The 16,976-nt window shown below is 47.5% G+C and carries 17 protein-coding genes; 10 read left to right on the top strand and 7 right to left on the bottom strand.

What is annotated here, in order from left to right; genetic code table 11:
• The first annotated feature begins 45 nt into the window (after positions 1 to 45).
• From GI364_RS03920 to GI364_RS03935, 4 genes are all read left to right on the top strand, one after another.
• Positions 46 to 1,680 carry an amidoligase family protein gene (locus GI364_RS03920; RefSeq protein WP_198852401.1) on the top strand — a complete coding sequence of 545 codons (1,635 nt, stop codon included), beginning with the start codon at positions 46 to 48 and terminating at the stop codon, positions 1,678 to 1,680.
• Between the two features lie 70 nt (positions 1,681 to 1,750).
• A complete protein-coding gene (locus GI364_RS03925) occupies positions 1,751 to 2,461 on the top strand; it encodes a hypothetical protein (RefSeq protein ID WP_198852402.1) in 711 nt (236 codons plus the stop codon).
• Positions 2,445 to 2,810 carry a helix-turn-helix domain-containing protein gene (locus tag GI364_RS03930; RefSeq protein WP_198852403.1) on the top strand — a complete coding sequence of 122 codons (366 nt, stop codon included), beginning with the start codon at positions 2,445 to 2,447 and terminating at the stop codon, positions 2,808 to 2,810. Before GI364_RS03925 ends, GI364_RS03930 begins: the two co-directional genes overlap by 17 nt.
• A complete protein-coding gene (locus GI364_RS03935; protein ID WP_233095999.1) occupies positions 2,810 to 3,187 on the top strand; it encodes a gamma-glutamylcyclotransferase family protein in 378 nt (125 codons plus the stop codon). The genes GI364_RS03930 and GI364_RS03935 overlap by 1 nt, the downstream gene beginning before the upstream one ends.
• Positions 3,188 to 3,678: 491 nt before the next feature.
• Here the strand turns inward: GI364_RS03935 and GI364_RS03940 are convergent, their stop codons facing one another.
• The 3 genes from GI364_RS03940 to GI364_RS03950 are packed head-to-tail and all read right to left on the bottom strand — an operon-like array spanning position 3,679 to position 7,490.
• Positions 3,679 to 4,770, bottom strand: a complete 1,092-nt coding sequence (locus GI364_RS03940; RefSeq protein ID WP_198852405.1) for a GerAB/ArcD/ProY family transporter — start codon at positions 4,768 to 4,770, stop codon at positions 3,679 to 3,681.
• 9 nt (positions 4,771 to 4,779) lie between these two features.
• Positions 4,780 to 5,958 (bottom strand): Ger(x)C family spore germination protein, encoded by a 1,179-nt coding sequence (locus tag GI364_RS03945; protein ID WP_198852406.1) that lies wholly within the window; start codon positions 5,956 to 5,958, stop codon positions 4,780 to 4,782.
• Positions 5,955 to 7,490 (bottom strand): spore germination protein, encoded by a 1,536-nt coding sequence (locus tag GI364_RS03950; protein WP_198852407.1) that lies wholly within the window; start codon positions 7,488 to 7,490, stop codon positions 5,955 to 5,957. Before GI364_RS03950 ends, GI364_RS03945 begins: the two co-directional genes overlap by 4 nt.
• A 207-nt stretch (positions 7,491 to 7,697) precedes the next feature.
• Between GI364_RS03950 and GI364_RS03955 the strand changes: the two genes are divergently transcribed.
• Together GI364_RS03955 and GI364_RS03960 are read left to right on the top strand one after the other, a co-directional pair.
• Entirely contained in the window at positions 7,698 to 8,132 is a 435-nt protein-coding gene (locus GI364_RS03955; protein ID WP_198852408.1) for a hypothetical protein, read from the top strand.
• A gap of 871 nt (positions 8,133 to 9,003) precedes the next feature.
• On the top strand, positions 9,004 to 9,558 hold the full coding sequence (locus tag GI364_RS03960) for a recombinase family protein (RefSeq protein WP_198852409.1): 555 nt from the start codon (positions 9,004 to 9,006) through the stop codon (positions 9,556 to 9,558).
• A gap of 1,090 nt (positions 9,559 to 10,648) precedes the next feature.
• On the opposite strand, the gene GI364_RS03965 is transcribed toward GI364_RS03960, so the two are convergent.
• From GI364_RS03965 to GI364_RS03980, 4 genes are all read right to left on the bottom strand, one after another.
• A complete protein-coding gene (locus GI364_RS03965; protein ID WP_198853839.1) occupies positions 10,649 to 11,935 on the bottom strand; it encodes an IS110 family RNA-guided transposase in 1,287 nt (428 codons plus the stop codon).
• Positions 11,936 to 12,093: 158 nt separating this feature from the next.
• Positions 12,094 to 12,258 (bottom strand): spore coat protein, encoded by a 165-nt coding sequence (locus GI364_RS03970; protein WP_198852410.1) that lies wholly within the window; start codon positions 12,256 to 12,258, stop codon positions 12,094 to 12,096.
• 602 nt (positions 12,259 to 12,860) lie between these two features.
• On the bottom strand, positions 12,861 to 13,094 hold the full coding sequence (locus GI364_RS03975; protein ID WP_198852411.1) for a hypothetical protein: 234 nt from the start codon (positions 13,092 to 13,094) through the stop codon (positions 12,861 to 12,863).
• 49 nt (positions 13,095 to 13,143) lie between these two features.
• Positions 13,144 to 13,308, bottom strand: a complete 165-nt coding sequence (locus GI364_RS03980) for a spore coat protein (protein ID WP_198852410.1) — start codon at positions 13,306 to 13,308, stop codon at positions 13,144 to 13,146.
• Between the two features lie 1,092 nt (positions 13,309 to 14,400).
• Here GI364_RS03980 and GI364_RS03985 point away from each other — a divergent pair.
• From GI364_RS03985 to GI364_RS04000, 4 genes are all read left to right on the top strand, one after another.
• A complete protein-coding gene (locus GI364_RS03985) occupies positions 14,401 to 15,228 on the top strand; it encodes a conjugal transfer protein (protein WP_198852412.1) in 828 nt (275 codons plus the stop codon).
• Positions 15,229 to 15,291: 63 nt separating this feature from the next.
• Positions 15,292 to 15,876, top strand: a complete 585-nt coding sequence (locus GI364_RS03990) for a metal-dependent hydrolase (protein ID WP_198852413.1) — start codon at positions 15,292 to 15,294, stop codon at positions 15,874 to 15,876.
• 32 nt (positions 15,877 to 15,908) lie between these two features.
• Positions 15,909 to 16,271, top strand: a complete 363-nt coding sequence (locus GI364_RS03995; protein WP_198852414.1) for a hypothetical protein — start codon at positions 15,909 to 15,911, stop codon at positions 16,269 to 16,271.
• A 13-nt stretch (positions 16,272 to 16,284) separates the two neighbouring features.
• Entirely contained in the window at positions 16,285 to 16,968 is a 684-nt protein-coding gene (locus GI364_RS04000; protein ID WP_198852415.1) for a TcpE family conjugal transfer membrane protein, read from the top strand.
• Positions 16,969 to 16,976 lie beyond the last annotated feature (8 nt).

Consider the following 16,976-nt stretch of genomic DNA (forward strand, 5'->3'; position numbering starts at 1 on the left):
ACGGGGTTTTGTCATGCTGCCCTCCTTATACAGGAGGGATAACGTATGCCAGTAACTTGTATTGTTTGTAACAGACCACTTCGGGCACCGAGAAGTGTCATGCAGCAAGTGGGACCCGTTTGCGCAAAGCGTGTGCGCGAATTGGGTGCACAAATTCAGGCGCAAATGCGAAATGAAGGGACGTGGACAGATTCTGCAGCGTCTAGCTTTCGACCGGGGCAAGACGGATGGCTTGCTTTGGCGCAGCAAGCGCATGAAGGATATGTCCACACACGCGCCGCGAGAAGAGCAGCAAGAATCCGAGCCAGGCAACAGGCGCAGGGAACTCCGCAGCCCGAGCCAAGGACAGAAATCGTCCCTCATGTTTGGTCTGCGACACAACAGGACTACGGAGACCTGGAGTATGTATATCTCAGTGCTGACCAGGCTGAATGTCATTCCAGTTCCGGAAATACCTACTTTGTGACAGAAAACTCCTGTACGTGTCCGCATCATGACCATAGGGGTGCAGTCTGTCGCCATATTCAAGGGTTCCGCCAGTTACAAGGGATTCCTGCAGAACCTGAGACGGTCTCTGATCCCGTTCCTCGTTCCATGGTTCAGTCTGAACCCGACTTGTCTGCCTTCGATTCACCAGAAGAGGCGTACCGTGAACAACAACTGAATGTCTGGCGCAGCTATTCAGGACAACCGACCCTGTGGATGTCTCAGGATGACCAGGCTTGGGAAGCCCTTCGTGACGAGGCTAGGGGAGACTTATCTTATGCTTACGAGGGGGTTTTGGGAGGTACGGACAACACCTTTGGCTTGGAGATCGAGTTTGAAGATGGCGATACGGATTCTATCGGCAGAGAACTGTACGGGGACGGTTTGTTGCTCTCCCCTCAACGCAGCGGATACCATGGCCGGACTGCGGAAGGAAAGTGGAAATTTGAATATGACGCGTCTGTCTCCAGGGGAGAGCGTGGGGGAGAACTCGTCTCTCCGGTATTTGTTGACTCCCGAGAGAGTTGGGCACAAATCCAACGCGTGGCCGAAGTGGTCCATCGACATGGGGGCCGGGTGACCGTCAGTACGGGTGGGCATGTACATATCGGCATGGATCCGTTAGATGACCGAGCGTACCGTTGGCAGCGTCTTGCTCGTATCGGATTGGGCTACGAGAAGGCACTGTATCGGATGGGGGCAGCGGATGACGCCGCTTTTCAACGCGGGGACGCTGGGCGTCATAGAGGCGCTCATTATGCCAACCCGATCCCCGATTCGGCCCGAAGAATGTACGGGACCTCTTTAACAGCCGACCAGGCGAGACGGTTGCTTGTCAACCACTCTGGGAGAGGGCATGGTGCGCGATACACGGCGTTCAATACCATGGGCTATATTGAACGGGGCATCCCAACCGTCGAGTTTCGCTATCCCAATAGTTCACTGGATCCCCGCTCCCTGCAAGCGCAGGTTCGTGTGACCAACGCATTGGTCCATCAGTCTGCCATCCTGAGACAGGCTACAGACCAGGGGCAGCTGCTGCCAGGACTGTCTCAAACCCGTGAGCAATGTCGTGTCAGTCAGCGTGTTTCGGAAGAACAAGAAACACAGAACTTCCGCAAGTTCCTGGACGTGCTTGGGAATCGGGAGGTTCAATTGGCCGCAACATGGCTGTGGTTGCGAGGACGAGCATGATGGACTCATTGACACAGTCTGACACGTAATGTATCATATACGAAACAAAGATGAGACCGGAGGAGTTTATATGAAACGTATTGATGAGAACAGCGAACTGACCGCAGCCTTCGTCGTGAGCTATGAAGGCAGGATGTTTGAGGCGGACACCCCGAGCCAAATCCTGACGGAGATAACCGGGGTCTTTTTCCCGGATGAAGAGCCGATTACAAGATGGCTGGTGCGTGGGAAGTATGCAAGACAATGGCTCAACACCTTTGCAGCAGAGTCCAGAAAAGCTGAAATCGTGAGTGGTGACCGGAAGGTGGAAGCCAACTTTATCAATCGGTACAGCAAGGATGAATCTGAGAATGAGGAATTCAGTTCTATGGAGTGGAGTGACGAGCCGGTAGCAGTGATCAATATTCTAACGGATCGGACGCTGTTTCAATCGTTGTTGGAACTAGACCTCCTATCGGTGATGGAAAGAGAGGACGTATTCTACTTCCGGAACGGGGGTCCCTGGGCCGCATCGTACGAGGCCGGGCAAACCTCCTGTCAGTTGTGCCGGTATTTTCGTTCATTTCCGGATGGCAGCACACGATGTGTGGATCAAGCGGTGGATCTACAACATGGTGAGCGGGTCAGTCCAGATGCGCCTGTGGGGTGGTTCTGCCAAGCCTTTGCGCCCTTACATGACAATGACGGGCTGGATGAACGGGTTGGGGGAAAGTATGTCCCGATATCTCCAGACATGGTGCATCTCCCCGAATGGCAGGTCAACTATGTCAGCGAAGAATAGAGTTGGAGGGAGAATCCAAGCTCTTCGAAAGGCCCAGACGATGTCTTTACGTCGTCTGGGTGAGCTTTCAGGTGTAAGTGCATCCCAGCTGTCCAAGATTGAGGCAGGTACACATGATACGACGGTGGGTACCCTGGAGAACATTGCACAGGCATTAGGATGTACAGCGGCTGAACTTCTCAGTGACAGCATGGATGGTGTCATGGATTTGGAGATGCTCTGTTACACGTCTGCGGCGTGGCGTACGACAGCAGGAGTCCTGTATCCGACCGACGAGGAGAGAAAGCTGATGGCGCAACAGATTCGGATGGTTCAAACGTATTTGTCATCTGGAGGAGGCGAAAAGTGATGTGGGTGTTCGTATATGGCACGCTGCGTTCCGGTGAATCCAATCACCACGTCATTCAAGAAGACATTGTCGAGTTAGAGCCAGGAAAAGTGGCAGGCGTGCTGCACGACGCCGGTCACTTTCCTTATCTGGTTACCGGTGATTCGGGTTGTGGATATGTCACAGGGGACTGGCTACGAATTGAAAATGATACGGCGCTCGTGAAACTGGACAGTCTGGAAGGATTCAAGGAAGCTGGCTATGAGTTCAACCATTATGATCGTGTGGTATTGAAGGATGTCAATTCGGGCCGAACTGGGTGGGTGTACATAGCGGGGCCAAGGATTCGAACTGAGATCTATTCAGTCATCAGTTCGGGAGACTGGAAAGTAAGATAGAAGGTATGGTTAAGGATGAAAATTCTCACTCTTTTCGACCGGCAAACTTATGCGTCTTTAATGTGTCCTGATGAACTATACTCTAAATTAACATCAAGGTTGTTAGTATTTCACGTCAAAATAGGGTGTTCTTTTGTGTTTATCAACAGTGTCGTGTATGAGCCATAGGGTTGTTTTGACGTTCACTATAAATTGAACGAACTATCCGGTGCGCATCTAAGCTCGCCGTTGTGAATTACCGCCGCTCATAGTCCTAGTCTCTTGCTCACGAATGTAACCTTCCACTTTAATTTAGCTATTCTCATTATCATAGGTTTTTGATGGTTGTGATGCACCTCGGAGCCCCGATTAAGTGCTCTCTTGGCACGACTTCAAGAGCGTTAATAATACGGGGAATCACTTGAGCATGATTCTGCAGACTGCGTTGACATTTAGGGGCTCACATCTTCGCAACTAGACTGTAAACCGGAAAACATGATTTTCCGAACCCGTCACTCAGTTTGAATACGTTTCCTCAGCATGGCGATTAACAATCCCAACACTGGAAGTCCAATATTTAGTACAGGCAAAACAAATGGTTCAACAATTTGGGTAGGGTAATGTTTGGTACTAACCACAATAGAAGACGGTAACAAGGATATTACGAAGGCACAGATGGAGATGAACACCGTAGTCAAACGAACATTTACACCAATAAGATCTGTGGTGACTTGAGACGCAACCCAAGCATACACTGCGATGCGAATGAATGCACTGAAAAACCAAATCACTACAATAATCGAATCTACGTTCTGAATAAAGTTGGCAATGGAAATGAAGCGCATCAACATGAAGAATGGATTCCACATTCTTGAGGGGAGCGTGGGGCCAAAAATAGACGTGGTCTCTATTGTAGCAAGCATTAGAATGACTCCGGCAATCCCCGTTCCCCATACGCCGGCTAGACGTGATTTCTGGTCTGAAAGATAGGGATACATGACCATGACCACGGTGCCTTGGGTAAGAAACGAAGCAGCAGGTATAGCCCCAGATATCAATGACTGTGCCAGGTGGGGCCGTAGGATTGGCAGCAGATTGTCTAGCGGCTGAACACGGAAGGATATTACCAACGCCAGAGTGAGCGTACCTAGTACCAGAGGGGTGATGATTTCACTGCTTCGTCCTAATGATTCGATGCCGCCTGCTAGGATCGCATATGCGGATAGTGCAAGGATACAGAGGATTACGAATTGAAATGGAGTGTTGTAAAGTTGCAATGTAGGCATAGCGAAATCAACGATTTGGCGTACTGCCATTCCGGTTACCACGGTCCACTGTATGGCATAAATGGCGACGATAGGTATACCAAGGATGGGACCAAACACGCCCTTGAAGCAGCCGGCGAAAGATCTTTCTGGATATAGGCTACTAAGCTGTACTGCGAGATAGGTAAATAGCATGCTGGCAACAGTCGCTATGATTATCGAAATCCACGCATCCTGGTGCACTTTCTGTACAGTGGGCGTAATCATAGCCATTAAGGACATGCCGACGTCAAACGTGGTCATCAAGAAAAGCGTTTGAATACCAGATATTTTCTGCACTGTAAGACCTCACATCTGAACATGTTGGTGAAGTGCTGTACCCATTTCACCAATTGTTTTGATTGGGATATGCGCGTACACGTGAACGGTGGCATGACTGAAAATTTCGGGCCATTGATCTGTGACTTTACTCCATTCGAGTGGATAGTTCTTTTGGCATGTGCGATCGAAACGAAAAATATCTGTGTGATAGTCCTGCTGTACTCTCTGGATTAGTTGTAGCAGGCCGCTCTGGATTTGCTGTTCTAAAGCTGTTTGGACTTTATCAATATTGGATTGTTTTTGTAAACTAAGGCTTGTGTTGTTTTCAGTAATACGCCCATCCCCGTAAAGAAACACCGCTACGTCAAGGTGGCGTTTTTTCAGCCTTACCTTCAGTTTCGACTTTAAATGATTCGTGTAAACGCTCATTGATTGGCCCGTGTTTGGGATCTTCACGGCAAAGGTCTGATGTGTCAGGTGGCCGACCTCCCAAAATCGATAGACTGTTTCCGTATAGTCAATTTGCCCTACCATGCGCAGCTTCTTGTCGAACACGGCTCGGCCAGCGAATCGAAGTTGATGACTACCAGCGTCAGCCATATAGTCACTCGGGTGGCTTTCGATCTTCACAAGCGGCAACGTAGGACAAGTGGTTTTGCTTGCTGCAGCTCTCAAGAACTCGACATATGTTGTACCTGGCGGGCCCCCTCCGACCACAGATCTTGACTTTAAGGCTGCAATGCTTGGCAACTTCTCTACTACTGAAGGAATCTTGAGTACATTACCTGCGTTGGCACCTTGAACAATGGACATATCTGTACGAATCCTCGAATCTGGAGACCGAGTAAACTCGTCAATAATCTCATTGAGACCATTTTTAGCGGTCTGTTGACCAATAAAGATGTTTCTTCGATGACCAACAAAGATGTTTCTGGATAAGCGTAGTTGTAGTAGTTGAGCCGCTTGAAGAACCGTATCCCCCTTGGAGCTCATGGAATAGAAGCGCTCGTTAGGACTCTCGACATTGTGTCCCAGAGCACTTGGATTCGCAAACTGATCGGTAAGTAGAATGTGCCCGTCGTCGGTTGTATCAATGGCTGAACTAATGACAATGGCACGATCGTTTAATTCCTTCATGTCCCAACATCCTGTGGTAAGAAAGACACATGCTAGTCCGGAAATGAGTGTGATCCACACCTTATTCACTTTGAATCACGATTAGGACCTGGTTTCTGACCAGATGGAATCCTCTTCTTGTTTGACCCGGTGACAAGTACTGGACGCTCGCGTAACATCCATCTTGGAAGTCGCAACAACGCGTCTTGAATAGACGGCCGAACAATCGGGGCAACCGGAGTCATGTAAGGAACCCCAAAGGATCGTAAATTCACCTGATGGATTAATAGGGTAAGTACTGCAAAAGCGATGCCCAACAGTCCCAACATACCTGCCATGAGCAACACTACAAATCGCAGTAGTCGAAATGAAAATCCAAAATTGTAACGCGGGGTTGCAAAGGATGCAATGCCACCAGTGGCTACCATAATCACGACTGGTGCATCCACAAGACCTGCTTCAACTGCGGTCTGACCCAAAACCAGAGCACCAACAATACTGATTGCTGAACCTACGGACTTGGGCAAACGTATACCGGCTTCCCGTAACGCTTCAAAGACAATTTCCATTAAAAATGCCTCAATGACAGTTGGAAATGGGCTCGGTTCCCTTGCAGCGGCAAAACTGAGTATCAGATTTGTCGGTAGCATTTGAGGTTCGTAGGTGGACAACGCGACATAAGTCGGAGTTAGAAAAATAGAAAGATTCAGCAATCCGAATCTCAGCCAACGAACGACAGTCGTATAGATAAATCGCTCATAGTAATCCTCAGCAGCTTGAAAACCACTCCAAAATGTCATGGGAACAATTAGGACGAAGGGGTCTCCATCAATTAGGATGGCACACTTCCCTTCGATGAGGCAGGAGACAACGACATCTGGTCTTTCTGTATTTTGAACCTGCGGATAAGGCGAAAAAGGACTGTCTTCAATAAATTCCTCAATGTAATGGGAAGAGATTATCGCATCGATGTCAATGTCTGAAATACGGGAGCGTACTTCCCGTAACACGTCAGGGTTGACAATACCATCTATGTAACCGAGAACAACGTCGGTCTGTGACAATTGCCCAATGACGAAAGGTTCAAGCTTAAAGTCTTTGGACTTGATTTTTCGACGTAAGATGGCCGTGTTTGTTTGTAGTGTTTCAACGAAGCCCTCTCTTGGGCCACGAATGACTGACTCAGACATTGGTTCTTCGACAGCCCGTGATTCCCGATTTGTGATATCTACGACGAAGGCTTTAGAGCAACCATCGGCAAACAGTACAAGCTTCGCTGTCAACACTGCTTCTTGCACTACAGACCATTTTTCGGTGATGAATGTCCTGCCGCCGGCAGCACATATTCTGAACAACGTCTTCTCCAAGTCTCTGTTGTTTTTAAGGTTCGGTTGCAGTAGAGATTTCAAAATCACTTCGTCCAAGAGTTGACGATCAGTCAAGCCATTGATGTAAACTAACAAGCACTCCACGTCAGAACCGGCATAGACCCTCCGTATGTTGATGTCGGATGACTGTTGAAAAAAGGTTTGAATAGCTTGTTCATTGGTCGCGACGCGACTACTTACCCTTCGGTTCTCATGAGTCTTACGATGCGGTTCATCTGATTTCCGAAACAACATTGAATTATGCTCCATCCTTTCAAGTGGTAGACCCTTACATAATGCCGGATGTGTAACGTTTAACATGCCCAAAAATTCTTGCTAAAATGCGAAGAATTGTGAGACGACATTCGTATTTTCCTGCGTATGTGTCGTGCAATATGTAGCCGCGTCGCATGTCCCTGATTTGGCATATTCATAAATAAACAGACAGAGGGGGAGAACAATGTGGCAAGAAAAGGACTTCACCATCGTACGCAGACAAGGAATGGATTAGTGGCATTGCAATATTCCATTGATTTTTTCATTGCCATATTGCTATTAACAGGGGCCATATCCACCTCCGGAATCTTTGTTGTACCTGAAGGGTTTTTTCTAGCTGCTACAGGTCCAGTATTTGGAAGCGATTTATTTGAAGGAAAGTCCGCTGAAACATCGATTGGGTTGAGAGCCGTGAACGTGATTGTTGCAATCTTGTTGATTTTGAATGTAATACGAGTGACGGGCCCATATATTACAAGTCAGCGTGCCATAATTGTGTTTAGTGGCGAGATATTTGGTATTAACGAGATTGCGGAAGTGGTAGGGCTAGATGAGATGGACAGAGATGTTGCATTTGAACTACGTCAATATGTTCGGTCTCAATTACTGCACGAACATTGACTTAGGACAAGACAATGTAAGGGTGGTCTTTGCTCAAGGACAACAATAGACTTCTGGTTCGTTGGTGTTCGGTTTTACTTGGGTGACGCTCGGCACTTGATTCAGTCTGTAAATCCGATTGAGGTCGGTCAGGTTTGTCGACTGCAGTAGTGCAGGCAACAATTAATCAGTCGTGCGTGATCCTATCACTGAACAATTTCCCATACGATTGTCACTGTCGCGTGATTGGCACAAGGTGAATATGGCTGGCATCCAATGACCAGATATCTGCCTCTTGACGACATTTTATAAAATGTGATTCCATGATACATTCTTGAGTGGGTTAAATATGTAAGATTACAATGAATAAAAGGTGTGAGTTGTGGAACGGAAAGAATATTGAATATTCAGTTTATAAATCTAAGGATAACCTCTCCCTAAGGTTATCAAAAAAGCTGCGCCAAGTTTTGGGTGCGTACCTCAAAAAGCGAGAACACTGGTTTCAAAACGAGAGCGCAAAATGTGTTCAGTAGTAATACAGTCGCCGTGGCCTTGTGCAAAATTCCCAGATGGTTTAGTTATGACTTTGGCCCAAATGTAATTGATGCTTTTATTCTAATGCATTATTTAGTAAAGGTAGTGGTGTTTAGGGAAAAGCAACCTCATTGGTAGCGCTGCGTATTCTTTGTTGCCATAGGTCCCAAATCCACTAGGTAACAATTTGGTCTATCTCCACATCGTCATGTCACACTATCTCTTCTCTCTACTCTTCTTTGTCATACACCTCTCCATCTTATAGGGGAGGTTCTTTATTTGCTCAGAAAGCAGGTGGAAATCTCGGTGACCAAGCATGTCATCGGTAAATCAACCGTCATGCAAGGAGGCGCGCTTCATGAAGGGGCAGAGAATCGGATATGTACGTGTAAGTACAGTGGAGCAACATCCAGAGCGACAACTGGACGCGATACACCTGGATCGGGTGTTTACGGATAAAGTGTCCGGTAAGACCGTTCATCGACCCCAACTTCAGGCATTGTTGGAGTTCGTGAGAGAAGGGGATATTGTCGTCGTTGACAGTATGGATCGCTTGGCTCGGAACTTGGATGACCTGCGCAGCATTGTACGTCGTCTAACAGAACGCGGCATACAGGTGGGGTTTATCAAGGAACAGCTCACGTTCTCGGGTGAAGATTCTCCCATGGCAACGTTGCTGCTTTCGGTGATGGGAGCTTTCGCAGAGTTTGAACGTGCCTTAATTCGAGAACGTCAGCGGGAAGGGATTGAACTGGCGAAACAACATGGCGCATACCGTGGCCGCAAGAAGTCGCTAACCGATAAACAGGTTATAGAATTGCGCACAGGAGCGCGTTTAGGAGAGAGAAAATCTGAACTGGCTCGTGTGTTTGGGGTCAGCCGGGGAACGGTGAATGAATACTTGAAGGAGTAACCTCAGTATGCAAGAAGAACGAAGTATAGATTCCTCTGTGGGTACTACTGGGGTAGAGCTGACATTTAAGCAGAAATATACGGCAAGACAGATTATGAAAGGCCAAACGGTGGTCTTCATGATCTTGATCACGTTGAAGTCTAAGGTCTGAGAGGATATGTTGAGCTTTCTCTCAGGCAATTCATATTTTGCATTTTCGTTCTAAACTCCAGGGTGTTTTCTTGAATCCCGATCCCTTTGTTCGTCTAACTAGCAACATTTTATGAGTTTTTCATTTATAACAGAGGAAACCAAGGTCAAAGGCACAGAATGAGCACCTAGTCATAAGTGTAAATGCCTTGACTAGGTGCTCACGATTTATGCCTTACTTTCTTTGGAATTGGACGCAAGGTTGTCGCGGGATAGGTTACATCATATGGTGATGGTTGAGATACCTGATTATGCACTCATGATATTACGTGTTCCAATAGTGGCTTGTATTTTCTTCCTCAATTCATCTTTGTCAAGCAAATTTCTGTAATTTTGTATTGCTTGATAAAATTGAAAATCATTTAATCTGCCTCGTGCATGAAGTCCTGCTAAATATGAATATCCGATAGCAGATGTGTCGACGTACATAATTACCGAGGCATTACCGCTCCGTTTAATTGTCGCAGTATTGCTGGGCTTCAACGCAGTTCACCTCCCACTATAAATTAATGTTTTCTCCTATTTACTCTCTTATTCTCACGATTACGCACCTTGACTATTTGAGAGAGATTACCAGAATGCTAGATGAGCGAATTTTCAAACGGGTACTCCGTAGCAGGAACAGAGATTGGTGCTGTTTTACCAATACATGGAACATAAATCTGTTCGCACATTTGGATGTCCACACGTTCCCTTGCGGTTTACCCTCCCATGTCACACTGGGTCTATGCCCTCACATTCCTTCGTACTACCTCTCAAGGGGTGGATGCCGTTTCTTGCTCCTTTACTGGGTCGTTGCCCTTATGGTGTGGATACTACGGCTTATCCGTGCTTCTGTTTGTCTTGGCGATTCATCGTGTACAAGCGAGTAAATCGAACTGACGAGTTTGATTCAAATCGGTTAAGCTGCCACCTGTAGTTGGGACCTCCGAAGTGGCCCCAGTAAATCCTCAGCGTTGTACTGAACTTGCTTTGTCCCCAATGTGTGTAGAACACGAATGAGTTTTCCACATAGTGCAATGAGCGACTGTTTCTTCTTCAAGGGATTATGTGCCCGTGTCGTGTAATACTCGTGCAGTGCCTTGAATTCAGCGTTCTTAGCTACCATCGGTAATATTGCCCGAAATAGTAATGCCCTCAGCCGAGAACGACCTCGTTTGGTAATGCCTGTTTTTCCTTTTCTTACCCCAGAACTGTTCTCTTTGAGATTCAGTCCAGCAAGCCGAATGATCTGTTGTCCATGCTCATATCCCTGTAGCTCACCGACTTCAGCCAAGAATCCAGCAAGTGTCGTAAAACCCATTCCTGGCACACTGAGCATTTCTTCTGTGCCTGGAATTTGGTTCAGTAGTTGCTCTACCTGAGCCATGATTTCATCACGCTGCCGTGTGAACATGTCGTACTGTTCCAGCAAAGCTTTCATCTCTATCCTGGCAGCTGTGAGCCCCTCTTTCAGACCAATGGACCTTTCAGCGGTACTGACAAGCCGTATGGCTCGCTTCATACCGACAGCCCGCTTCACACCATCCTTTTTCCACTGCCTCACAACCTCACTGGCGCCTAGCGAGAGTATGTCCTGCGGAAACGGAGACGTACGCAGTGTAATGAGTGACGCCTTGCCTTCCCAGTCCTTAAACACCTGGGTGTATTCCGGAAAGAAGCGATCAAGCCAGTTCTGAATCCGCATTTGCACTTGCCCCAAATTCACCATGACCTTCTCTCTGAGGTTCATGAGGATTCTTAAATCCGCATAAACACCAGTCGGGAGTTTGGGCTCGGTGTACTTGCCGTCTTTCACGAGATTGGCAATGACCTTAGCATCCTTGTAGTCGTTTTTCGTCGGTGAGTTATCCTCTAAATCTTTGCTCTTGTTGACGTGATGTGGGTTCACAAGCACGAATCGAACATTCAAGTCTTGTATGAAGGCACCTAACGGGAACCAGTAGTGTCCGGTCGGCTCGACGCCAAACACAACATCGGTTTTGCTGTGCAGTTGTTGCAACTCCTTCATCCACGTTACAAGTTTCGTTAGGCCCTCATCATCGTTACTGAACACACATTCTTTACCAAGCTCAATTCCACGAAAGTCAATGGCTCTTGCAACATGGGTGTGCTTTGCAATATCAGCACCCACAATGATGGTACAATCGGTAATTTGTTGAATTCGTTGATTTTGTTTCTGCTGCATCTTATACTTCATGTTGAGCGTCCTCCTCAATTAGGGAATGAATGTCCTGCATTCGGAACCCAGCATACAGGAGGCGCTCTTTTTTGTTCAAACCCGAAATTAATTCATTACAGGAATAGCTCCTTTTAAATCAAAGGGGGAAATCCCCCCCTTGTGATTTAAAAGCGAATATTACGAGATTGTACCGCATTCAGAAGGGCCTGAAGCTGGGCCTGAAGCTGAGCTTGATTTTGAGAATCAGTAGTTGTAACCGTTGAATTTCCACTGTTGTAAACAAATGCGACATTTTGACCACGACGATGACGAAAATGTTTAGTTTGCATTTTTTTACCTCCTCGCTGTGGCTGGTTTCCGATTTCCTCGATACTTTTGTACCACAAACAAAAGCTAATAAATATTATGTTTAACTGTAATAAAGTGATAGGGCTAGTATATAGAGATTTACTGGTCAGACCCCTAATTTACAATTACAAAAAGAGAGCTACGCCTTGTTTTCACTTACGTAGTAACATTCCATGACACTTACACTAGCAATTTAGTCTACCCCTTTTTTCAAAGAACGAATAATATATCTCATGGCAGCAAAGTTCCATGTTTTTCTCACTCCCTGTTTAAAGCATGTATAGCTGCCTGAGAAAGCGGGGTATTATGCCTCGCTCTCTTTTTTTGTTAACAATACGATTGCGTACTCACAAAAGGTCTAGTGTAAACTGAGAAGCTCCTTACCGTCTCATAATCATAAGAACATTTATGTAGTTTTTCATTTGTAACAGAGGAAACCAAGGTCAAAGGCACAGAATGAGCACCTAGTCAAGGGTAAGTGTTCTGACTAGATGCTCACGATTTATGCCTTACTTTCGTTGGAATTGGATGCGAGGTTGTCGCGGGATACATTACATTATATGGTGATGGTTGAGATACCTGATTATGCACTCATGATATTACGTGTCCCAATAGTGGCTTGTATTTTCTTCCTCAATTCATCTTTGTCAAGCAAATTTCTGTAATTTTGTATTGCTTGATAAAATTGAAAATCATTTAATATGCCTCGTGCATGAAGTCCTGCTAAATATGAATATCCGATAGCAGATGTGTCGACGTACATAATTACCGAGGCATTACCGCTCCGTTTAATTGTCGCAGTATTGCTGGGCTTCAACGCAGTTCACCTCCTTTTAAATCAAAGGGGGAAATCCCCCCCTTGTGATTTAAAAGCGAATATTACGAGATTGTACCGCATTCAGAAGGGCCTGAAGCTGGGCCTGAAGCTGAGCTTGATTTTGAGAATCAGTAGTTGTAACCGTTGAATTTCCACTGTTGTAAACAAATGCGACATTTTGACCACGACGATGACGAAAATGTTTAGTTTGCATTTTTTTACCTCCTCGCTGTGGCTGGTTTCCGATTTCCTCGATACTTTTGTGCCACAAACAAAAGCTAATAGATATTATGTTTAACTGTAATAAAGTGATAGGGCTAGTATATAGAGATTTACTGGTCAGACCCCTAATTTACAATTACAAAAAGAGAGCTACGCCTTGTTTTCACTTACGTAGTAACATTCCATGATACTTACACTAGCAATTTAGTCTACCCCTTTTTTCAAAGAACGAATAATATATCTCATGGCAGCAAAGTTCCATGTTTTTCTCACTCCCTGTTTAAAGCATGTATAGCTGCCTAAGAAAGCGGGGCATTATGCCTCGCTCTCTTTTTTTGTTAACATAACAACCGCGTATTGCGAAGAACATATTAATAAGTAGGCCTATATAAAACATCTAAGAAATTAATGCTTTTATCAGATTGGTATTCCATTACAAAGAACTATTCTTTGAATATCTTAAGAGCAGAAATTGAAACTGCATCATCTCCTTAGGCCCGACGACTGCTGGCGCCGTGTCAAAATATGAGAGGTATGTAATTACACGCCTCTCATATTTTGTCCCTTCTCGCTCGTTTGAGTGGGGTATCGCCCACCTTTTTAGGAGACTATACGCTGACCTTTTATTTGATTTGAAAGTTGCATGAGGCACAGCAAGAGATAGGGCTTTAAACAAGCCCTATCAGTGTTGCTAAAGCAGCACGTCGTGTTTAAGGTTTTGTGGCTGATAGGAACTCTTATATAGTGTCTGCTCGCAGCGTAGTAGGACACATTTGCGTTTACTTTCGACTGTGTCTTCTTTTGCTATATGGGGAAATATTCTTGTGAGGAAGTCTAATCAAGACGGAGATACATTTTCGAAATGGAAGTTCATACTGAATATCAACGTCAAACGCAAATAAAATGATTGGACCAGGTTTCTCTGCACGTACTGCTCTATCCCAGCAATCTTGTCATGCACTCCCTTATCCATAGAGGGGGTGCTTTTTTGTGTGGATATTACAAGTCGTTGGCAGTGTTGTTGTCCTAGGCGCTGTTACCCGGTATGTGATTGGACGACCTTGGACGAAGGGAGGGCAGAGCCATGAAGTTACGTAAAACCGTGCGCGTCCTTATGTTCATACTTGTCAGTCTGGGGGCCATCGGGGGTGTAGGAACGCTCATTCCCCATCATACGGCAGCTGTAAAGAAAGCGCCGAAGTCTATCCAATACGCCGGAGAGCGGGCGTTTGCCGCAGCCTTTGCGAAAGCGTACCTGACGTTTCAACCTTCAGATTCATCGAGTACAAGGGAACAGGAAATGGCCTCCTTCGCCGGAAATGCCAGTTGGTTAGGCTCAGATCCGGCTGTGACCTCTCCAGGGAAGAAACCGCAAACGGTGGGTCAAGTGCTGGCAGGCCGGGTTGCAAAACTGGATGCGTCCCATGTCACGGTGAATGTGCTGGTGTATCTGAGTACACCAAAGGCGCGTTGGGTGAAGTTGGTGGTCCCGGTTGGCCTCTCTGGAGCACACTATGACGTCTATGCGCCGCCTACAATCACAAGCGCCTTTACAGGGGTCGCCAATGTAAAGGACAAAACCTGGTCGGGGAACGCGGCACCGGTAGCAGTCGTCACGAAAGTGCAAAATGTGCTCCAAGGGTTTCTCCCCCTGTACTTTCAATCCAGCGGGGTTACACCGCTGCAGCCGTATTTAAACTCGGCTGCCCATGTGCAACCGGGGGATGGGCTGGTGAAGTTTGTGAAGATCGATACGCTAAATGTCTACGGTGCGAAGAAGGGGCCATGGATTGCCGTGGCAGACGTCCAGGTCAGCGATCCGGTGACAAAGATTCACTATGAAGAAGAGTTCGCCATTGGGCTGGAAAGTCAGGCCGGGCATGATATCATCACGGGGATCGTCGTGAATTGAATCATCAAACCACAGATTTGTCATGCAACCCCTCTTCGGTAGAGGGGTTCTTTGGAGGTGAGGGTGCTGAATTTCAAGACCCATGAAATGGTGGGGGCTTTGTCGATGGAGATGGTCCTGGTAGAGACTCACGCTGGGTTGCATTGGTGGACCCCCGTCCTGGTGGTGGCAGCGGGCCTTGCGGCTCCGGTACCAGATATTGACCAGCCAGAGAGCTGGATTGCCCACAAGATTCCCCTGGGGCAGGTTGTCGGTCGGTTTGTTCGGCACAGAACCGTCACCCACAGTTTGTTATTCCTGGCACTCTTGTGGGTGGTTCTGCTGAGAGTGGTGCAGATTCCGCTGCCACTGGGGCTTTCCTGGCACAGTGTCGCCTGGGCTTTGTGGATTGGGTATGCTTCTCATCCCCTGGCAGATTTATTGAACCCACAGGGCGTGCAGCTGCTTTGGCCGTTGCCATGGTGGGTGAAGGTGCTACCAGAGCCCATTGCCATCCCTGTGGAGTCCGGACGAGAGGCACTCTTGCACGCCATCTTGACGTTGCTGGTAGTCCTCATCGCTGCTGCCTTTGCAGTTGCCCACTTACCGGGCCACGTCCCGTTTGTTACGTCGCTCTCGCATCACATTCTCAGCATCATCACGTTTTAGATTCCTGTACAGGGAGAGAGGAGAAATGAAACATGTTCCAGTTTGGAAGGAAACTCAAAAAAGGATTCATCGGTCTCATGGCAGGGCTTATATCGAGCGTGGCCAGTGTGGTGACGGTATTGGCCAATTCAAATCCTCTCAGTGGTATTTCCAGGCCTTCCGTCTCCAGTTCCAGCGGTCCGGGTGCAGGCATGTATCAATACCTCATGCCGCAAATTGTACCCATCTTTTTATTAGCACTGGGGGCGATGGCGGTTTGGTACTTTGTCCGTCACCAGCATACGAAACTTGTGACCTTGGTAATGACAGCGACCATCGTGTTGGTCATTCTCACAGAACCCACGGCGCTGGGAACGTTTGTGTCTTGGGTAGGCGGTTTATTCAAGCAACTGTAAGGAGAGGGCAGGCATGAACAGAACCTATCGGAAGTTGTTTCACCAACGCCCGACCCTGACGAGCCTGGGGGACTTCAAGTTCCCTGCGGGCATCAGTGTGCCCTTGGATGGGCTGTTGGCGTTTGTCATTTGCCTCTTGCCCGCCATGGCTGTGGCACCTGTGTTGCACTGGACGCTGGGGATCAGTCGTCTCATCGCAACGCCCATCCTGGCGTTTGCCGGAGCGTGGCTGGCGACACGGATGGATATGCAGGGGAAACCCTTTCCGGTGTGGGTGATGAATCTAGCTGCCTATTTCTTTCGTGCCCATCACAGCAACGGCTGGGACCCCGTCAAGGCAGCGGGGTGCATTCCTGGGGGACTGCAGGTCGATGTGGGCTGGTTGTCTTCCAAGGGTAACCAGGTGCAGTCTGGTGCGCTGCCGGTCGAAGTGAGATCCATTCAAGGCGATCCCGTTGAGCTCCAGACCCACGTGCCCGTGGATGTGAGAAAGCTGGAAAGACGCAAATACATCATCCATCGTGCTGTTTCTTCTGCCACACCCCGTCATACCAAGAAAGCCACTACCGGGTTGCAGCCGGGGCAGTTGTCCTTGACGGGCACGGAGGTGAAGTGGCGGGCACTCACATCGGTACCGACATTCCAAGCAGGGCAGAAGGCGTCGAAGGCCGTACGGGATCATCAAATTCGGTTTTAGGGGGATGA

Origin of the sequence: Alicyclobacillus sp. SO9 (assembly GCF_016406125.1) — a bacterium.
GTDB lineage: Bacteria > Bacillota > Bacilli > Alicyclobacillales > Alicyclobacillaceae > SO9.